The following is a 16,036-nucleotide window of genomic DNA, read 5'->3' on the forward strand; positions in this document are numbered from 1 at the left end:
GTTGACTGATGACTGTTGTACGGGCGGGTTAAGCAAGATAGTCGTGAATTATTGGAGCATATCTGTGAACCCGCCCCTACTGAAGTAGACTGAAGATTTGAGGATATTTAGTCATCTGGAGATGACTTTGAGTATTAGCAAGGAACTTCAGTTCCTTGCGGTAAGCGGTGTCACATTGTTGTTGCAAATTAGCCATTCACGAGAAAACCTCTAGCCCCTAACCCCTAGCCCAGATACTCCCATCGGCCCGCGAGTTACGCCTAGCTGATTTTGCAATTTTAATTCTCGCCAAAGTTGGGAACCTGTAATTTCACCTTGCAGTAGCTGCTGGTAGCAATGTATGGTTTTACTCACCTGCTCCGGTGTTTCATTCACAAACTCGATACGGAAGTGCTGTAATCCAATATCTCTTAGACGCTGTACGTACTCGGCTCCGGTTTGGGCTGTGCCGTTAAATACAGTATTGCGACAACCAACATCTGCTTTCAGGACATGTTCACTACCAACGCGATCGCGCAATTTTACTTCCTGTTTTTCACAGGGTCTGCCACAGTTAGTGTAATCTGTCCCGTTAGAAAGGAAAGCACAAAATACACAATGCTCCATGTGGAACATCGGCATGTGCTGATGGATTGTCACTTCCAACCACTGGGGCGGACAACTAGTCAGCAAATCTTCGAGTTGACTAATATTTAAATCGTAGGATGCGGTTAACCTTTCCAAACTATAGCGCCCCTGAAAGTAGTCTGCGGTTAAAGCGTTAGCCACATTGAGGGAAAAATCACTAATACAGCGTTCTGCTGCAAAGAATTGTAGCTGATCGTAATTCCGCACCAAATAGCCATCTGCATTACAATCACGCACCTGTTGCAAAATCCAATTTTCCCCAGGTTTGGTAATTCGCGGAGGTGCAACCCAGATAGTTTGATTAGCAATAGTTTGTCCTTGTCGCACCATCTGCACTGCTTCCCCATAAAAACGGGGGTCTTCAAATTCACAGTACAGCGTAGGGATTCCAGCTTTAAGTGCGGCTTGGAGTTGCTTGAGGTTGCGGACTAAAACGATGAGTGAGGGAGAGGAAGACGGGGAGATACGGGGAGATGGGGGGAGTAAATCTTTGAAAGAAACGTCTGAACGTAGTTCCCAACGTTGGGGTTGACTGCGTAACTCTGATAACTGAGATACGATATCGCGCCGCATTCTGTTTAACTCACTCACGGGTATCATTACCGCACCATTAAGGTGATTGGTGAGGTTTCCTAAACAGAAGGGAGTATTACCCAGACGACCAAATTGTTCTTGTAAACGTTCTGTAGTTAAGGGTTTGGTATGTGCTTCTACCAGAGATATTGTAGAGTCTACCTGGACGACATGACCTTGTTTATCGCGGGCGATCGCAGTTAACAATCCATCGACTTCGCCATAAATCTCGAAGTCAATGGGGCGCTGAAATTGGGGATTTTCGCCTGCAAAACTTTGGCGTAGTTGCTTATCCAGTTCTGGATCGCTAGTTTTCCAAACGCGATCGCCTACATGCACTCGCCTAAAATTTAAGTCACTGCGACCAAATGTCAGCAATGTCTCCCTTCTTTTCTGGGTAACTGCGTAAACTCGTCCACCTTCTTCTTTCGCCTCTGGATGACCGCAATCAAAGACAATTCCATCCCCAGGTTTCACAGGCGCTTCTAATCTAATTGCTACCTGTTCATGACTAATGCGAATCACTTCCCCCAAATACACCCCGCGCTTCTTCCCAAAGCGCCCATGTACCAATTCTTGATTATTAATTCCCCCAAACCAACCCGTGTAAATCCCACGAGAAAAAGCCATTTCTAAGTTATAAAGTTCCTCTTCTCGCCTTTTCCCTGCGTCCCCTTCTCCCATCACCCGATCCAAAGCTTCCCGATAAACACGAGTAACATTAGCAACATACTCTGGTGTTTTCAGCCGACCTTCAATTTTGAGAGAAGTTACCCCTGAATTCACCAAATCAGGGAGAACATCTAACCCGGCTAAGTCTTGGGGGCTGAGAAGATATTTGCGATCGCCTAAATTAACACTTTCTCCATCAGCGATTAACTCGTATGGCATTCTGCAAGCTTGGGCACATTCACCCCGATTCGCAGAACGTCCACCTAAAGCTTCACTCGTCAAGCACTGACCGGAATAAGCCACACACAAAGCACCGTGAACAAATACTTCTAAAGGTAAAGAAGCCTGATTTTGCTGGATTTGCTGCTGAATTTTGTTGATTTCCTTCAGAGAACATTCACGAGCTAGCACCACCAAATGACAACCGAGAGATTTAGCAAAATCCACCCCAGCCGCGCTGGTGATAGTCATCTGCGTAGAAGCATGGATGGGAAAATCAGGCGATAGGTGACGAATCAGACGACACAATCCGACATCTTGCACAATGACTGCATCCACACCAGCAGCAATAATTGAGCGGAGATATTGCTCTATTTCTGGTAGTTCTTGGGGAAAAATTAATGTATTAACTGTGACATATCCCTTCACTCCTCGCAGGTGAAGAAAAGCCATTAATTGAGGTAAATCCGCCTCAGTAAAATTTTCCGCGCGCATTCTGGCGTTGAACCGATCCAAACCAAAGTAAATTGCATCTGCTCCATTTTCCACAGCAGCTTTGGCGCACTCCCAGTTACCTGCTGGTGCGAGTAGTTCCGGACGTTTGAGGGTGAGTGAGTTGGGTTGAGGAGTCAGAGGGCGATCGCTTTTCATCAGGCTAGGAAAGGTTTAAGTAGCACCATAGTGATTTTATCGAAGTTAGTTAGGGATTGTGGGGTAAAAAGTGCGATCGTTATCTACTCCATCACAATTTAATTTTTCATTAGAGAGGATAAAAACACGATGTGATGCTAAAAATAAATACTTTGTATACAGTGTTAACTAAGGATAAATACGCTGAATCCATAAATTAACTATGTTAAAAAAATCTAAAAGTTTAGTGTTAAGCGATCGTGACAGAGATTTGTTTATGTCAGTAATGCAAAATCCGCCATTACTGAAAGGAAAACTTAAATTTGCTATTCAAAAATATAGACAGAAGTACGACAAGTGATTTAAACTTCCTGAAACAAGCAAGAAAATTGCCTACACTATTAAAAATGAATTGATTTTAGATACAGCATATTTCAGGTAAATGATGTACCCACTTCAGGGCATGGCAATGCCAGTGCCCCTACAATTAAAGATAATCTGTACCTCATCAACTGGCAATCTGCTGTACATTACCAAAACTTCTTAATTTTAAAATTACAGCTATTTTCAGGTAAATAGACCACGCTGTAGGGGCACGGCACTAGTAGGGGCACGGCACTAGTAAAATTATTGTATGTACCAACAGATTGTCGGTGCCGTGCCCCTACGACAGATGTGGTTTAAATAGGTGAAAACTGCTGTAAAAAAGAAAGTAATTAACTATTTTCGAGAGGTAAAGCAATCTGTCGCGTTCACTTATCCCTCTACATCGTCGCTATCGGCTTCCGACTCTACAAGCTCAAACTGCACTTTGTTATATAAATCTTGCAAGGAAATTTCAAAAGGTACGGTTACAAGTACGATCGCATTATCTTCTGCATCATATTCACGCAGCGCCCATTGTTTCTTACCCGTCTTAGAAAATTGTTCTACATAAATCCGATTTTGGTCGATTAATAAATATTCTTTAAATGTGGGAATTGTTCGGTAAGCCTCAAATTTACCTTGGCGATCGTAGGCTTTGGTTGATTTGGATAAAACCTCTACAATCACCTGTGGATTCACAATTATATCTAGACGATTGTTGAAATATTCTGGTTCATCTGCCAGAATCATCACATCTGGATATGTGTAAGTACGCTTTTGTGCAATCCACAAACGAACATCACCCATGTACACTCGGTAGTGTTGTTTTTTGAAAGCAAAATTTAAATCAGTACTTAAGTTGAGCGCTATTTGATTGTGATTTAATGTACCACCAACCATTGGAATTATTTGCCCATCAATATATTCGCTTTTGTAGTCAGCAGCTTCCTCTAACTCTAAGTATTCCTCTGGGGTGTAGTATCGCTGTTGTGTGACTGGCATAATTTTCGGGAATAGCGATCGCATTTAACATTGCATGTAACGAACAGTCTAACGTGGTTAACCCCACAATCTCCTGCCAGCTTTGCCATTTAGTCTCTCATGGCTATCTTCCAACAAAGCGGGAATATCTAACTCTTCAGGACATCTGGGTAAACAATCTCCACATTCTGTACAACGATTCCCTTTCATTCCGGGGAACCAATGACCGGCATTTTCAAACATGCCATAGCGATATTTAGCATAGTCTGTCATGTCGTAAGCTACTGCTAAATTTCGTAACCGCAATACTTCAGGAATATTAATATTTTCTGGGCAAGGTAAACAAGCATAGCACTGGCTACATTTCTCGGTTCCTAAAGCAATTTGCTGTTGATTTGCTAACCGTTCAAAAACTGCAATTTCTGCTGGTGTTAATTCATCAACCTTATCAGCAACTTGCAAAGGTGCAATTAATTCTTCTGGGTTGGCTGGCCCTACACTTAAGGTAGTAATGCGGCGATCGCTTAATAAAAACCGATAATTTAACTCTAAGGGTGAAAATGGTGCGCACAAATCTTTTAAGCTTTGGGGTGGTGTGTACAGTCTTCCCCCTTTATCTGCTGGAGAAATTATAAAAATCCCCATATCTTTCTCAGCAGCTAATTGAATTGCTGGTGCGTGGCGTTGAAAAAAATAGTAATAATGCAGATTGACAAATTCAAATAAATTTGTATTTATTGCCGCCTGAATTAAATCTAACGATCCGTGAGTAGAAAACCCCACATATCGCACCTTACCATCGGCGATCGCTTCCTGTACAGCTTGGATACAACCAACTTGCACTAATTCGAGATGTTCCCAAGTATTTAAACCATGAATTCCCAAACAATCGAGATAATCTAGCTGCAATTTTTCTAGGGATTCATCAATATAGCGACGCATCGTATCAGCATCGACTGTCGGCGGAATTTTAGTAGTGATATAAAGTTGGGAACGGGGTACAGACAACCCAGCTTGGAGTGCTTTACCAAAAAACTCCTCACTTTTGCCGTAACCTCTAGCCGTTTCAATATGATTAATACCTAACGCCAAGGCTTTTTCAATAGTTTTATGGGCATTTTCAGCATCAGCTAAATAGCGCATTGTTCCCAAAGAAAAAACAGACAAATTTAAATTAGTTTTGCCAAAGCGTCGATATTGCATAAAGGTTAGTTGTCAGTTGTCAGTTGTCAGTTGTTAGTTGTTAGTTAATTATTGACCATTGACCACTGACTATTGACTCATAAGAAGAAAAAATAAAGAAATTGTGTGCTTTTCTTTACTTCTTCTTCCTAGTTGTTTATTGTTTAATTTGTTGATTGTTTTTGGTTTAGCAATTAACACTTAATTTTCTAACTTTCGCCATTACCAAAGCGTTTGATCAAATCTTCAGGACGGAGATTAGAAACAAATTCGCGGAAGGCTTGTTGTTCTGCTTCATCAGCGTCTCGATCCACTGGAATAGAAGCATCAGCAATCACTTCTTCCATTACCCAAATGGGGGTATTGGTGCGCAAAGCAATGGCGATCGCATCGCTAGGACGGGAGTCAATTTCTTTTGTAGTCTCGCCTTGCTTGACAACTAATGCTGCATAAAATGTATCCTTTTGCAAGGAGTGAATAATTACTTTTTCTAGAGTCAAGTTCCAGGTTTCGAGAATATTTACAATTAAATCGTGAGTTAAAGGCCGTGGAGGCTTTTGACTCTCGATGGCTCCCGCGATCGCCCTAGCCTGTTCCTGACCAATATAAATTGGTAAAGCCCGGCGATCGGATGCATCTTTTAAAAGTACAATTGGGCTGCGGGTTATGGCATCTAATGCTATGCCAGCGACTCTCATTTCAATCATTGGCGCTTGCCTCTACGCTCCTTGGAGTACTTGGTTAATAAGTAACAAATAATACCCTTTATGGGTTAAGTCCGGCGGAGAAATAAACATAGGCATTTGTGCTCTATAATTGCTGATATTGAACTTTGAACTTGATGTGAACACCAGATTAAGTCAAAGTGGTCTACTTAGACAATATCCTGATTACCCAAGTATGCCTTTTTCAGGATGCTAATGTGATAATATCCCTATCTTAAATAAAGTCAGAAAATATACTCAGATTTTGCAACATTTATGGAGGGAATTACGAGGAGATTTTAGGCACAATTAGGCAATAAATCGATTTACTTTGGCAAACAAGCTGTGTTTACAGGACTAATCCAAGCTTTAGGAACCATGAAACCCCTAGGGGGAGATTCTTGGCAAATTACTTGTGTAAGTCAGTCATCTGATTTAATTATGCAGGATCTGGCTTATGGCGACAGTATTGCCGTTGATGGCGTATGTCTGACAGTGGAAGAAGTTTTAAAGGATGGTTTTATTGCCACTGCATCACCAGAAACCTTGCGCCGCACTACCTTAAAAGACGAGGACACACCACAGAAATATGTTAACCTCGAAGCTTCGTTGCGGGTAGGAAGTAAAGTTGGCGGTCATTTTGTCATGGGTCATGTAGACGGCGTAGGTCGGTTAGTGACAGCAGAACAAACAGCGACTTCTTGGGAAATGACCTTTAAAGCATCTGAGGCGATCGCCCGGTACATTGTCCCCAAAGGTAGTATTGCTGTCAATGGCATTAGCCTCACAGTAGCCACCTACGAACCAGAACTGTGCCAATTTACAGTGGCGGTAATTCCCCTCACCTACGCCGACACCAATCTTCGTTATTTAGTACCGGGAAGTTTGGTAAATCTCGAAGGAGATATTCTCGGCAAATATGTAGAGAAATTTCTTTATTCCGGCAAACCAAACCCCAATTCTCAGGAAGATTCCCATTCTGAAGGAATTACACCAACATTCCTGGCAGAACATGGATATATTTAGTTGGGCATAGGGCATGGGGCATTGGGCATTGGGCATTGGGCATTGGGAATTATTTATTTTTCCGCTTCACCATGTCTTTCCCAGTATTATTTTCCCTCTGCACCCTGCCCCCTAGCCCCTAGCCCCTAGTCCCTAGCCCCTAGCCCCTCTAAGAACCAGGTTGCTTACTCAACTGCGCTGTCTGTAAGCTTTGCAGTAAGTTGCTCAAGCCGGTTTCTAAGTATACGCCTGGATTAATTGCTACCCAACCATTTGGTGATAGGTGGCGGACTTCAAAGTGCAGGTGGGGGCCTGTAGAGTTACCAGTGCTACCAACTTGCCCAATGACAGTTCCCGCTTCAACAAACTGACCAGGGCGCACAAAGATTTGTGACATGTGACCATAGAGAGTTTGCTGGGCTGAACTGTGATTGATGGTGACGGCTAAACCATAGCCACCCATCCAGTTAGCAGATTCTACTTGACCGCTAGCAGCAGCTAGGATGGGTGTACCTGTGGGCGCACCGATATCTGTACCAGCGTGGAAACGGCGATCGCCTGTGATCGGGTGAATCCGCCAGCCAAATAATGAGGTAATTGGTGCTGGAATCGATAGGGGGAACATCATTCCCTGACCACTATAGGCAACTCTACCTGCATAAGGAATTTGCGGTAAGGTGGAAGCCAATGGGAAGTCATAAGCAACGGTGCTAGGCCGGGGTGCAAAATTACCATCAGCCATTGGTGCTGGTAAACTACCTGCACTGGGGGCGATTGGTGTTGCACTGACTGTTGTTGTATTCGCAAAATAACCAGGGCTAGGAATAAAGCGATTGGGGTTATAGTCGCTCTTACCTACACTAGAAGCAATACGATTAGCCACATTATTGGCAGCAATTGGAGAATTACGCAATCTGCGGCTGTTACCAGCATTTGCTATTGGTCTAACAACATTTCCGTTGCCTAAATTAGCAGTTTGACTTCTTCTCAACCAACTAGGTGAAGTTTTGCTATTAGCATCAGCTACAGGCTGACTACTGGGTGTTTTGCCACAAAGACTACCCGCTATAGATTGTCCTGTGGGTAAAGTCGTTTTACAACCACTAGAACGTTCGGTGATAATTACAGAATTAGGTGCTTGATAAGTACCACCTACTTTGTAATCAGTGGGGTCAATATAAGCGTTATTGTAATCTTCTTGGGGTTTTACTTCCGTGCTACCCACAGGGCTTTTGGTGTTTTGGGGTGGTTGGGCAACTTCGGGAAGTTTCTCAGGTACAGTGCGTAAAGGTGTAGGTGCAGGTTTTTCCTGATTAACTCTAGCTGGCGCTACCTGGGAAGTTTCTGCTTGTGGTTTGGCGCGTCTGATAACAACAGGCTCAGCTGCTTCAGTTTTTGTTGGTTGCGCCTGTCTAACTGGTTGTGGAGATTGGGAGACATTCTCCCGTTGTAATCTTTTTTTAAGTCTGGCTCGCCGTTCCGAAAATTCTACTTGGGGACGAGTTACCTCTGAATTTACAGTATCTTTTTTAACTGGAATTTTGACTGGGGTAGTCGGTTGAGAATTTTCAATAGTAGGAACGATGTTGTCTATAGATGTTTCCGTTTGTGCTAGCACCATACTATTACCCAGGAGGCTAAAGCTACTGAGCCAACAAAGGCCCTGTGCTGGTAGCGTAGAAGCAAAGCGTTTTGTTGTGACTAGCAAACGTTTATGGGCAGAGTTATTTGGCTGCGTCATTTGTTCTCTCAAATTTTGTCTAAATAGTCTAAACAGAATGATGCCGGTGGTTTGTCTTGCCCAAAGAGCGAAATTTTGAACAAACCTTAAATTAAACCGAAGATTTTTGGTAACCCAAACTGATTGTACCGGGTTGAATGTAAATTTCTGGTAGGATTGCTTCCTTTGTATTATAAGTTTCTACATTAACTCGTAAATTACCCTGAGGGGTCACTCCAACTATTGTGCCTATGAGATTATTAACCTCTATGCGATCGCCCATATTCGTCAGTAAATCTAGATAGTGAGATAAGAGTACGTTTACTCCTTCTTCAAAAAGGCACTGAATACCGGATTCTATGCCTAATAAAACCTGAGCAGTTAACATTTCTAGACAAGCAATGAGTTTTACAGGCTGGGAGGCTTGCCATAATTCTAAGTTGATTCCGGTGTCTGGTACTGGGTTTACCCAGTTAATTCCTACACCGATAACTGCTTGGGTAATTTTCCCCTGATTAACTTTAGTCTCCGTTAAAATACCGCCTAACTTCCGACTGTCTAAAACTAAATCGTTAGGCCATTTAATTCCGACGTTGATACCGCAGTTACGCAATTGTGCTGCAATCCCCCAAGCAGTAGCAAAGGTGAGTTGGTAACTGTCTGTTGCTGCTATTTTGGGATGAATTGCTACAGAAATATATAATCCCCCATCTGCTGAAATCCATTGGCGACCCCATTGTCCGCGCCCAGCCGTTTGCTGAGTCGCAATTACTACGCATCCTGGTTCCGCCCCCTGTGCTAGCAAATTCCAGAGGGTTTGATTCGTTGAAGCTACACTATCAAAAATATGCAAAGAAAATGGTAAATATGAATACTGCCGCCCTGAATCCAAGGCTGCTGTCAAAGTTTGCAAATCAAATCCCACGCAGTTAACCTAAATCCCGTTCTACAAGTTAGCATTAATTGGCTGATAATTTTCTGTTTAGGTTTGGTTTAAGATGCACACTTGGCACTGGCGCAATTGGCAAGGAATGCCCTACCTTACTTGTAGTCTCTTGGAACCTTGGTCACATGGCTTCTTTACCCATCCGTTTTGGCCGCGATCGCCCGAAGAGTTAACACAGGTGCTACAACCAGAGGCATCAGTTTATCGCTTGAAACAGGTTCATGGCAATACTGTGCTGACCCCACAAGAAATTGAAAGCAAGTTAGGTAAAGGATCTGATGATGATTCTGCTTTAGCTTCAGCAGACGGTTTGGTTAGCCAGAAGGCTTTGCAAGCTGTGTGGGTAGCCAGCGCTGATTGTACGCCCGTGCTGATTGGTGATGTCAAAACCGGACAGGTAGCCGCAATTCATGCAGGCTGGCGAGGAACAGCGAAAAAAATTGTGCCGCAAGCGATCGCCCGTTTACAAACCCAAGGTAGCAAGCTTGATGATTTGCGCATTGCAATGGGGCCCGCGATCGCTGGAGAAGTTTACCAAGTTTCAGTGGCAGTGGCTGCGGAAATTGGGTCTAGCATTATATCACATGATGACGAAAATACAATAGTTGATGCTTTGCACGAACTGCCCGATTCGCCTTTAATTGCCGATAATGAGCCTGGTAAAGTCAAGGTAGATGTGCGTCGGGTAAATACCCTACAAATAGAACGCCTGGGAATTAGCGGCGAACAAATTGCGATCGCACCTTATTGTACCTACCAAACGCCAGAGCATTTCTTTTCTTACCGGCGAGAACAACAGAAAAAAGTGCAATGGTCGGGAATTGTGAGCGTGGGAAATTCTATTTTCACTTAATCTTTTCGTAATTCTGTTGATAAGTAGCTAACTTCTCTTGCACCTGTGGCGAGACAAATGTCCCGGCGGGAATAGTTTGTAGTAAATTAATTGCTTCCTTTAATTTATCCTTGGCTTGCTGTAAAATTACTGCTTCTTGAGGCGCATTTTTAACTATAAAAGCAGCTTCTTGAGCTAATTTATCCGCAGTTTCTAATTTTGATGCAGCATTTTTTTCCAAATCTACTCTTTTACTAATAGTTGTATAGTTACTCCGATATTTAACTAATTGACCTTGAACTTTTACAGAAACAGATGTGTCCTTAGGAGCAGACTCTAGTAATTTAACTGCTTTTTGCCATTTTTCTTGTGCTTGCTGCCAATCTTTGAGGGGTAAGGGAGTTTTTTGAACTAAGGTAGCAGCTTCCATACCTAACTTTTGAGCAGATTTTAAATTAGATAAAGAAGTTTTTTCCTGTTTGAGCTTTTGCTGATGCTGAATATGGATAATTTGATTTGTAACTGTCCAAGTACCAAAACCTAATATCAATAAACTTGCACCGATAGCAAAAAATGAATGGACTGGTTTGGCGGCGATTAATTGCCCTAATTCTGATAAAGTTGGACGTTGAGGCAGATTATTCAAGGCTGTTTCTGATTGATCTAATAAAATTTTTGTCTCTAAGACTAAATCGTGAATTTTTCCTTGAAATGATTCACAATCATAAATAATATCTCCTAAGGCTTGACAATTTCCTGCACTAGATATAATAAATCCATATTCATCGTCAAACCATTCTAATTCCAAACCTGAATTACCACAAAAGGCTGATAAATTGAGTAATATTAATAAAATATTTTGCGTATTTTTAATATTTTCAAAGACTTCTGTGGATCTTTGCTGTACTTGCAACAATTCTTCTTGAGCATTAATAATTTGCTGGTGTTGCTGGTGTAAAATTCTAGATTTACCATAAGCTAAATCAATCTTGAGTTTAGCTTCCAACTCTTGAAACTGACTCGATAAGCTAGGATAGTTAATATTAAAACTGAGTTGGTTAATAAATTGGGAATTACTCAAAATATCTTCAGCTATTGTTTGCAGCAGTTCTCCCCATTCCAACCACCGAGAAATTTTAGCGTCTAAATCATTTAAAGATATATTACCTGAGCCATTACTAAATTTCTCAGCAATAAATTTTTCGCCAGTTGTGAGCAAGGGTGCAACAAAACAACTGTTAGAGGTTAATAAGGGACTTTCTGTACTAGTAGAAAGTACACTGGCTGGCGGGCTATTAATTTTTGTAACAACTAATTCTTCAGCGATCGCACTTTGTAAATTGCGCAGTTTTTCTTGAATAAAACTTAGTCGGATAATTTCTTGCTTAATGGCATGAGAATCACCAACAGTGAGCTTAAGACTCTCAACAAGTTTTGTCAATTCATGTAAAAGCTTTTCTAGATTAGCCATAAATACCCCTTGGGGATGGGTCGAAAGATTATGCCAAACAATTAAAATGACTATGCAGCGCGGTTATCCCAATTTGGGATTTGAGATTTGAGATTTTTAGATGGGGGATTTTAGAGATGTGGGATGTAAAATCTCTGCGATTGCCAGAATCTCAAACCAGGCTATTTCCGCATGTGGTATCACAAGATAACCACGCTTTTTGCAGCTGAGTACCCTAGTTGATGGAAAAATCCAGGAACTGTAATAGCTATAGTTCCCAAAAATCCTGTTAAAGTAACAACTTAAGTTTGAATTTTTGCAGAATTTTTCCAACTACCCCGTAGTTAAGGCATGAATGAAACTGATTTAGCTTTTACTCCAGCGCTGGATTTGGCGCAATTGATTCGTCGCCGCGAACTTTCGCCTCTAGAGTTGGTAAATATTTATTTAGAAAGAATTGAGCGGTTAAATCCTCAATTAGGAAGTTATTTTACGGTGATGGCGGATTTTGCGATCGCAGATGCAAAAGCCAAAACGGAATTTCTCGCCACTAATTCCGAACTACCGCCATTTTTTGGCGTACCGATTTCCATTAAAGATTTAAACGCTGTCGCAGGTGTACCCTGTACTTACGGCAATCCGGTATTAATTAACAATATCCTTAACTATGATGATGGGGTAGTAACGCGGATTAAACAAGCCGGGTTTGTGATTTTAGGTAAAACTGCTACCTCGGAATTAGGTTCTTTTCCTTACAGTGAACCTACTGGTTTTCCCACAGCTAGAAATCCTTGGAATTTAGATTACACCCCAGGCGGTTCTAGCGGTGGTGCTGCCGCAGCCGTCGCCGCCGGGTTGTGTGCGCTCGCGCAAGGTTCCGATGGCGGCGGTTCCATTCGGGGGCCTGCGGCATGTTGTGGTGTGGTAGGTATTAAACCATCACGGGGAAGGGTGACAAACGCGCCTGTAGGCGATCGCCTGTCGGGAATTGCCACTAACGGGCCGCTTGCCCGTACTGTTGCGGATGCGGCAGCACTTTTAGATACTATTTCCGGTTATTTCCTGGGCGATCCTTATTGGTTACCACAACCACCGTCATCTTTTCTCGCAGCCACAGAAAAACCACCAGGGGAATTACAGATTGCTTACACCACTATCATCCCGCCTCTGGGTGTAGCTGACGCTAACTGCGAACAAGGCGTTTTGCAAACAGTTAAGTTACTAGAAAAACTCGGTCATAAACTAGAACAAAAATCACCAGATTTTAGCGGCTTAGTCGAACCGTTTCAAATTGTCTGGCAAGCTGGGGTAGGTGCTGCGGGAATTCCGGCGCAAATTTTACAACCATTCAATCAATTTTTGTTAGCGCGATCGGGTTCAGCTGCGGAGTATTTACAAGCTGTAGCGCAAATGCAGATGGTATCGCGGCAAATCGTCGGATTTTTCCACAATGTTGATGTGTTGGTATTACCAGTATATTTACATACACCAATTAAAGTGGGAGAATGGGCTGATTTGAGTCCAGAAGAGACATTCCAAAATATTATTAACTGGGTAGCACCATGCCCAGTAGCAAATGCGACAGGACAACCTGCGATCGCACTTCCTGTCGGCTTTGATAGTAACGGTGTACCCATTAGCGTGCAGTTACTTGGAAAACCTGGTGGAGAAGAAATACTCATCAGCCTAGCCGCACAACTAGAAGCTGCTAACCCTTGGCTACAGCATCGCCCAGCTATGGCGGTGTAACTCATGCAAGCCTCATTAGAACAAATCTCAGAAATTACCCTGTTTGCAGACTTAGAAACAACAGACAAGGTAAATTTGCAACTACAAACCCAGGTAAAAAGTTATATCAAGGGAGAGATCATTCTACATGAAGGCGATCGCTTACCCGCCAAGTTATATGCTGTTGTCAGTGGTGTCATTCAAGTAAGCAAAATAGCCACCACAGGTAAAGAAACAATTCTACGTACCTTAGCCAATGGGGAAATTTTTGCTGCGCCTGCTTTATTAGGAAATGGAATTTCTCCAGCCACTGTCACTGCTGAATCTGATTGCAAAATTCTCACAGTAGAAAGGGAAGCTTTATTAACAGCTATCCAACAAAATCCAGAAATTGCTTTACGGATGTTGATGGTTTTTAACAATCGGATTCAGCAATTGCATGAGACAGTGCATGGATTAGTTTCTGAAAGGGCGATTGTTAGACTGGCGAGATTAATTCAATATTTTGCTACTGAATCAGGAACAGAATTAACGCCCCAAGGCGAACTTTTAAAAGTTAAATTATCGTACTATCGGATGGCGCGGAGCGTGGGAATTTCCTATGAAGAGTGCGTGCGGTTAATCAAAAGCCTCAAGTCGATGATTACTTATAGTCGCGGTGGTAAAATGGTGATAATTAATAAGCAGAAATTAGATGCGATCGCCTGTGGATATCTAACAAACCAACAAAATTAAGGTGATAAACTACTCTTAATTTTATTGTTTAAATATTTACAATAAATTAAATAAATTTGTTGAGATTTCTGTAGTAATTTAGCACTGCTAAACCCCAGATTGCACGGATATATTAACCATAACAATTTGAAAAAATAAAGCGACAGATTGTAGGGGCAAGGCATTGCCTTACCCTCTAAAATACTCACTATGAAGTCAGATTATCAAGTAGCTACAGCCAATTTATCTTGTTCGCGAGCAGCGACAACTAGAACCAGACACAAAGCCGCGATCGCTTTTTGCCATTCTTGTCTTACTTGAGCATCTTCTACACCATCAAATAAATGCACTAAGCGCGGTACAGAAGCCTCTAAAGCTCCACTGGGTACGGGACGGTGTAAATCTACTAAACTAGTCAAACTTTCGCGATTGTGGACAAATCCAATTACCCAAGTTGTTGTATGTTCTGGACTATCAGGAATGCGCTTAACGCCTAATTCATGTTTCAACCAGTTATAAAAAGGTGGTAGTTCTTTCGCCAAAACTGCTCCGGCTGTTGGTAATGTCTTCTTCAATAAATTGCTGTCTAAGCTAGTTAATTCCTGATTTAATTCCACAGATTTGAGAGCTTCTACTAGTGGCTTGTTAAGAATAGATTCTACCTGAGATGGAGAAAAACCTAAGTGTTTCTCAAAAATTGCAATTAAAGATTCCATAGTACATCCCTGAATAAATAATTAATCGTTATCTGCTACTTTCTCAAAAAGAATGAGTAAGAAGGCAAGATTTTCTTCAGCTTGTAAAGCATGGGTAGCATTAGCTGGCATAAAAACAAAAATTCCCGGTTCTAGGACAATTTCTTGCCCTGATAAATTCAGTAAACCCTTACCTGAAATTACATAAATTGTGGCATTGCGCGTTGAAGTATGTTCCGAAATTTCCGTGTTAGCTGCCAAGCAAAATAAAGTATATTGGCAAACATTATCCTTGAGTAAAATTTTACTCAAAACTCCGCTATGGGGATATTCAATCTGTTCTTTGATTTGAATACTTAAAGCTTGGTTTATTGTCATTATAGAAGCCATGTTTATGCGCGATTTACAACCGCAGATAGAAAATAATTGGTATTAATCAGGAGGTGAAAACTGGATATGCAGGTGCGGTGGAAAAATCAAAATTAGGGTATATCATCTCTGTAACCCTCAGCAGTTATCTTACTTTTACTTTGCCAAAAATTTATGATGCTGTCTTTGAGCTACCTCAAAGAGTAAATGAAGATATAGCTATTTGCGAAAAATCTCGCTTAAACTATGAATTAAATATGACTACTTATAAAAAAATGCATCGCAAAACAGCTAGTACATGGTTTATTTTGTTGTCGTTGATATTTATAGGTTTTGGCGATAGCTTTCTACCCAAACCCTTAAGTACTGCTAGCTTGCAGACTCGAACAAAAATCAATCAATTTATCATTGGCTTATTTCCCGATTGGCAACCAAAAACTAATCCTTATTCACGAACAGAAAGGGCTTTAGAAGAAACTGAAAAAGGTGGTTCCCGAAGATAAAAAATCAATTTCAAAGACAAGTAAGGGCACGGCATTACAGACTTGCATTAAAACGCTCTTTATCGGTGCCGTGCCCTTACATTTGGATATTTTTAATTGGAAGTCCCTTACGGATAAAAA

14 protein-coding genes are annotated in these 16,036 nt (G+C 41.8%); 5 read left to right on the forward strand and 9 right to left on the reverse strand.

Annotation, left to right across the window (positions count from 1 at the left end; translation table 11 throughout):
- Positions 1 to 210: 210 nt before the first annotated feature.
- The 4 genes from H6G41_RS14980 to H6G41_RS14995 all read right to left on the reverse strand — a co-directional run bounded on the left by H6G41_RS14980 (position 211) and on the right by H6G41_RS14995 (position 5,957).
- Entirely contained in the window at positions 211 to 2,742 is a 2,532-nt protein-coding gene (locus H6G41_RS14980) for a U32 family peptidase (protein ID WP_190746979.1), read from the reverse strand.
- A gap of 735 nt (positions 2,743 to 3,477) precedes the next feature.
- On the reverse strand, positions 3,478 to 4,089 hold the full coding sequence (locus H6G41_RS14985) for a Uma2 family endonuclease (protein WP_190746980.1): 612 nt from the start codon (positions 4,087 to 4,089) through the stop codon (positions 3,478 to 3,480).
- A gap of 57 nt (positions 4,090 to 4,146) precedes the next feature.
- Complete coding sequence (locus H6G41_RS14990; RefSeq protein WP_190746981.1) at positions 4,147 to 5,271, reverse strand: aldo/keto reductase; 1,125 nt, start codon at positions 5,269 to 5,271, stop codon at positions 4,147 to 4,149.
- A 188-nt stretch (positions 5,272 to 5,459) separates the two neighbouring features.
- On the reverse strand, positions 5,460 to 5,957 hold the full coding sequence (locus tag H6G41_RS14995; RefSeq protein ID WP_190746982.1) for a bifunctional nuclease family protein: 498 nt from the start codon (positions 5,955 to 5,957) through the stop codon (positions 5,460 to 5,462).
- Positions 5,958 to 6,299: 342 nt separating this feature from the next.
- On the opposite strand from H6G41_RS14995, the gene H6G41_RS15000 reads away from it, so the two are divergent.
- The gene (locus H6G41_RS15000; protein WP_190746983.1) at positions 6,300 to 6,980 is read left to right on the forward strand and encodes a riboflavin synthase; all 681 of its coding nucleotides are present in this window, start codon (positions 6,300 to 6,302) and stop codon (positions 6,978 to 6,980) included.
- A gap of 148 nt (positions 6,981 to 7,128) precedes the next feature.
- On the opposite strand, the gene H6G41_RS15005 is transcribed toward H6G41_RS15000, so the two are convergent.
- Both H6G41_RS15005 and H6G41_RS15010 read right to left on the reverse strand, forming a co-directional pair.
- Complete coding sequence (locus H6G41_RS15005; RefSeq protein WP_190746984.1) at positions 7,129 to 8,700, reverse strand: peptidoglycan DD-metalloendopeptidase family protein; 1,572 nt, start codon at positions 8,698 to 8,700, stop codon at positions 7,129 to 7,131.
- Between the two features lie 91 nt (positions 8,701 to 8,791).
- Positions 8,792 to 9,604, reverse strand: coding sequence for a biotin--[acetyl-CoA-carboxylase] ligase (locus tag H6G41_RS15010; RefSeq protein ID WP_190746985.1), 813 nt, complete (start codon positions 9,602 to 9,604; stop codon positions 8,792 to 8,794).
- Positions 9,605 to 9,677: 73 nt separating this feature from the next.
- Here H6G41_RS15010 and pgeF point away from each other — a divergent pair, with 73 nt between their 5' ends.
- Positions 9,678 to 10,478, forward strand: a complete 801-nt coding sequence (gene pgeF / locus H6G41_RS15015) for a peptidoglycan editing factor PgeF (protein ID WP_190746986.1) — start codon at positions 9,678 to 9,680, stop codon at positions 10,476 to 10,478.
- Here the strand turns inward: pgeF and H6G41_RS15020 are convergent.
- Positions 10,471 to 11,928 carry a hypothetical protein gene (locus H6G41_RS15020; RefSeq protein WP_190746987.1) on the reverse strand — a complete coding sequence of 486 codons (1,458 nt, stop codon included), beginning with the start codon at positions 11,926 to 11,928 and terminating at the stop codon, positions 10,471 to 10,473. The two genes, pgeF and H6G41_RS15020, sit on opposite strands and share 8 nt — an antisense overlap.
- Before the next feature lie 330 nt (positions 11,929 to 12,258).
- Between H6G41_RS15020 and H6G41_RS15025 the strand changes: the two genes are divergently transcribed.
- Together H6G41_RS15025 and H6G41_RS15030 are read left to right on the forward strand one after the other, a co-directional pair.
- Positions 12,259 to 13,656 (forward strand): amidase, encoded by a 1,398-nt coding sequence (locus H6G41_RS15025; RefSeq protein WP_190746988.1) that lies wholly within the window; start codon positions 12,259 to 12,261, stop codon positions 13,654 to 13,656.
- A gap of 3 nt (positions 13,657 to 13,659) precedes the next feature.
- Positions 13,660 to 14,370: a Crp/Fnr family transcriptional regulator gene (locus H6G41_RS15030; protein ID WP_190746989.1), complete on the forward strand. Its 711-nt coding sequence runs from the start codon at positions 13,660 to 13,662 to the stop codon at positions 14,368 to 14,370.
- Positions 14,371 to 14,573: 203 nt separating this feature from the next.
- Here H6G41_RS15030 and H6G41_RS15035 read toward each other — a convergent pair whose 3' ends face one another.
- Both H6G41_RS15035 and H6G41_RS15040 read right to left on the reverse strand, forming a co-directional pair.
- Positions 14,574 to 15,065 (reverse strand): hypothetical protein, encoded by a 492-nt coding sequence (locus H6G41_RS15035; RefSeq protein ID WP_190746990.1) that lies wholly within the window; start codon positions 15,063 to 15,065, stop codon positions 14,574 to 14,576.
- A 21-nt stretch (positions 15,066 to 15,086) separates the two neighbouring features.
- Positions 15,087 to 15,434 carry a cupin domain-containing protein gene (locus tag H6G41_RS15040; protein WP_190746991.1) on the reverse strand — a complete coding sequence of 116 codons (348 nt, stop codon included), beginning with the start codon at positions 15,432 to 15,434 and terminating at the stop codon, positions 15,087 to 15,089.
- A 53-nt stretch (positions 15,435 to 15,487) separates the two neighbouring features.
- Between H6G41_RS15040 and H6G41_RS35120 the strand changes: the two genes are divergently transcribed.
- Positions 15,488 to 15,916, forward strand: coding sequence for a hypothetical protein (locus tag H6G41_RS35120; protein ID WP_242037936.1), 429 nt, complete (start codon positions 15,488 to 15,490; stop codon positions 15,914 to 15,916).
- Positions 15,917 to 16,036: the final 120 nt, after the last annotated feature.

The sequence above is a fragment of the Tolypothrix sp. FACHB-123 genome (assembly GCF_014697075.1).
Lineage (GTDB): Bacteria > Cyanobacteriota > Cyanobacteriia > Cyanobacteriales > Nostocaceae > Aulosira.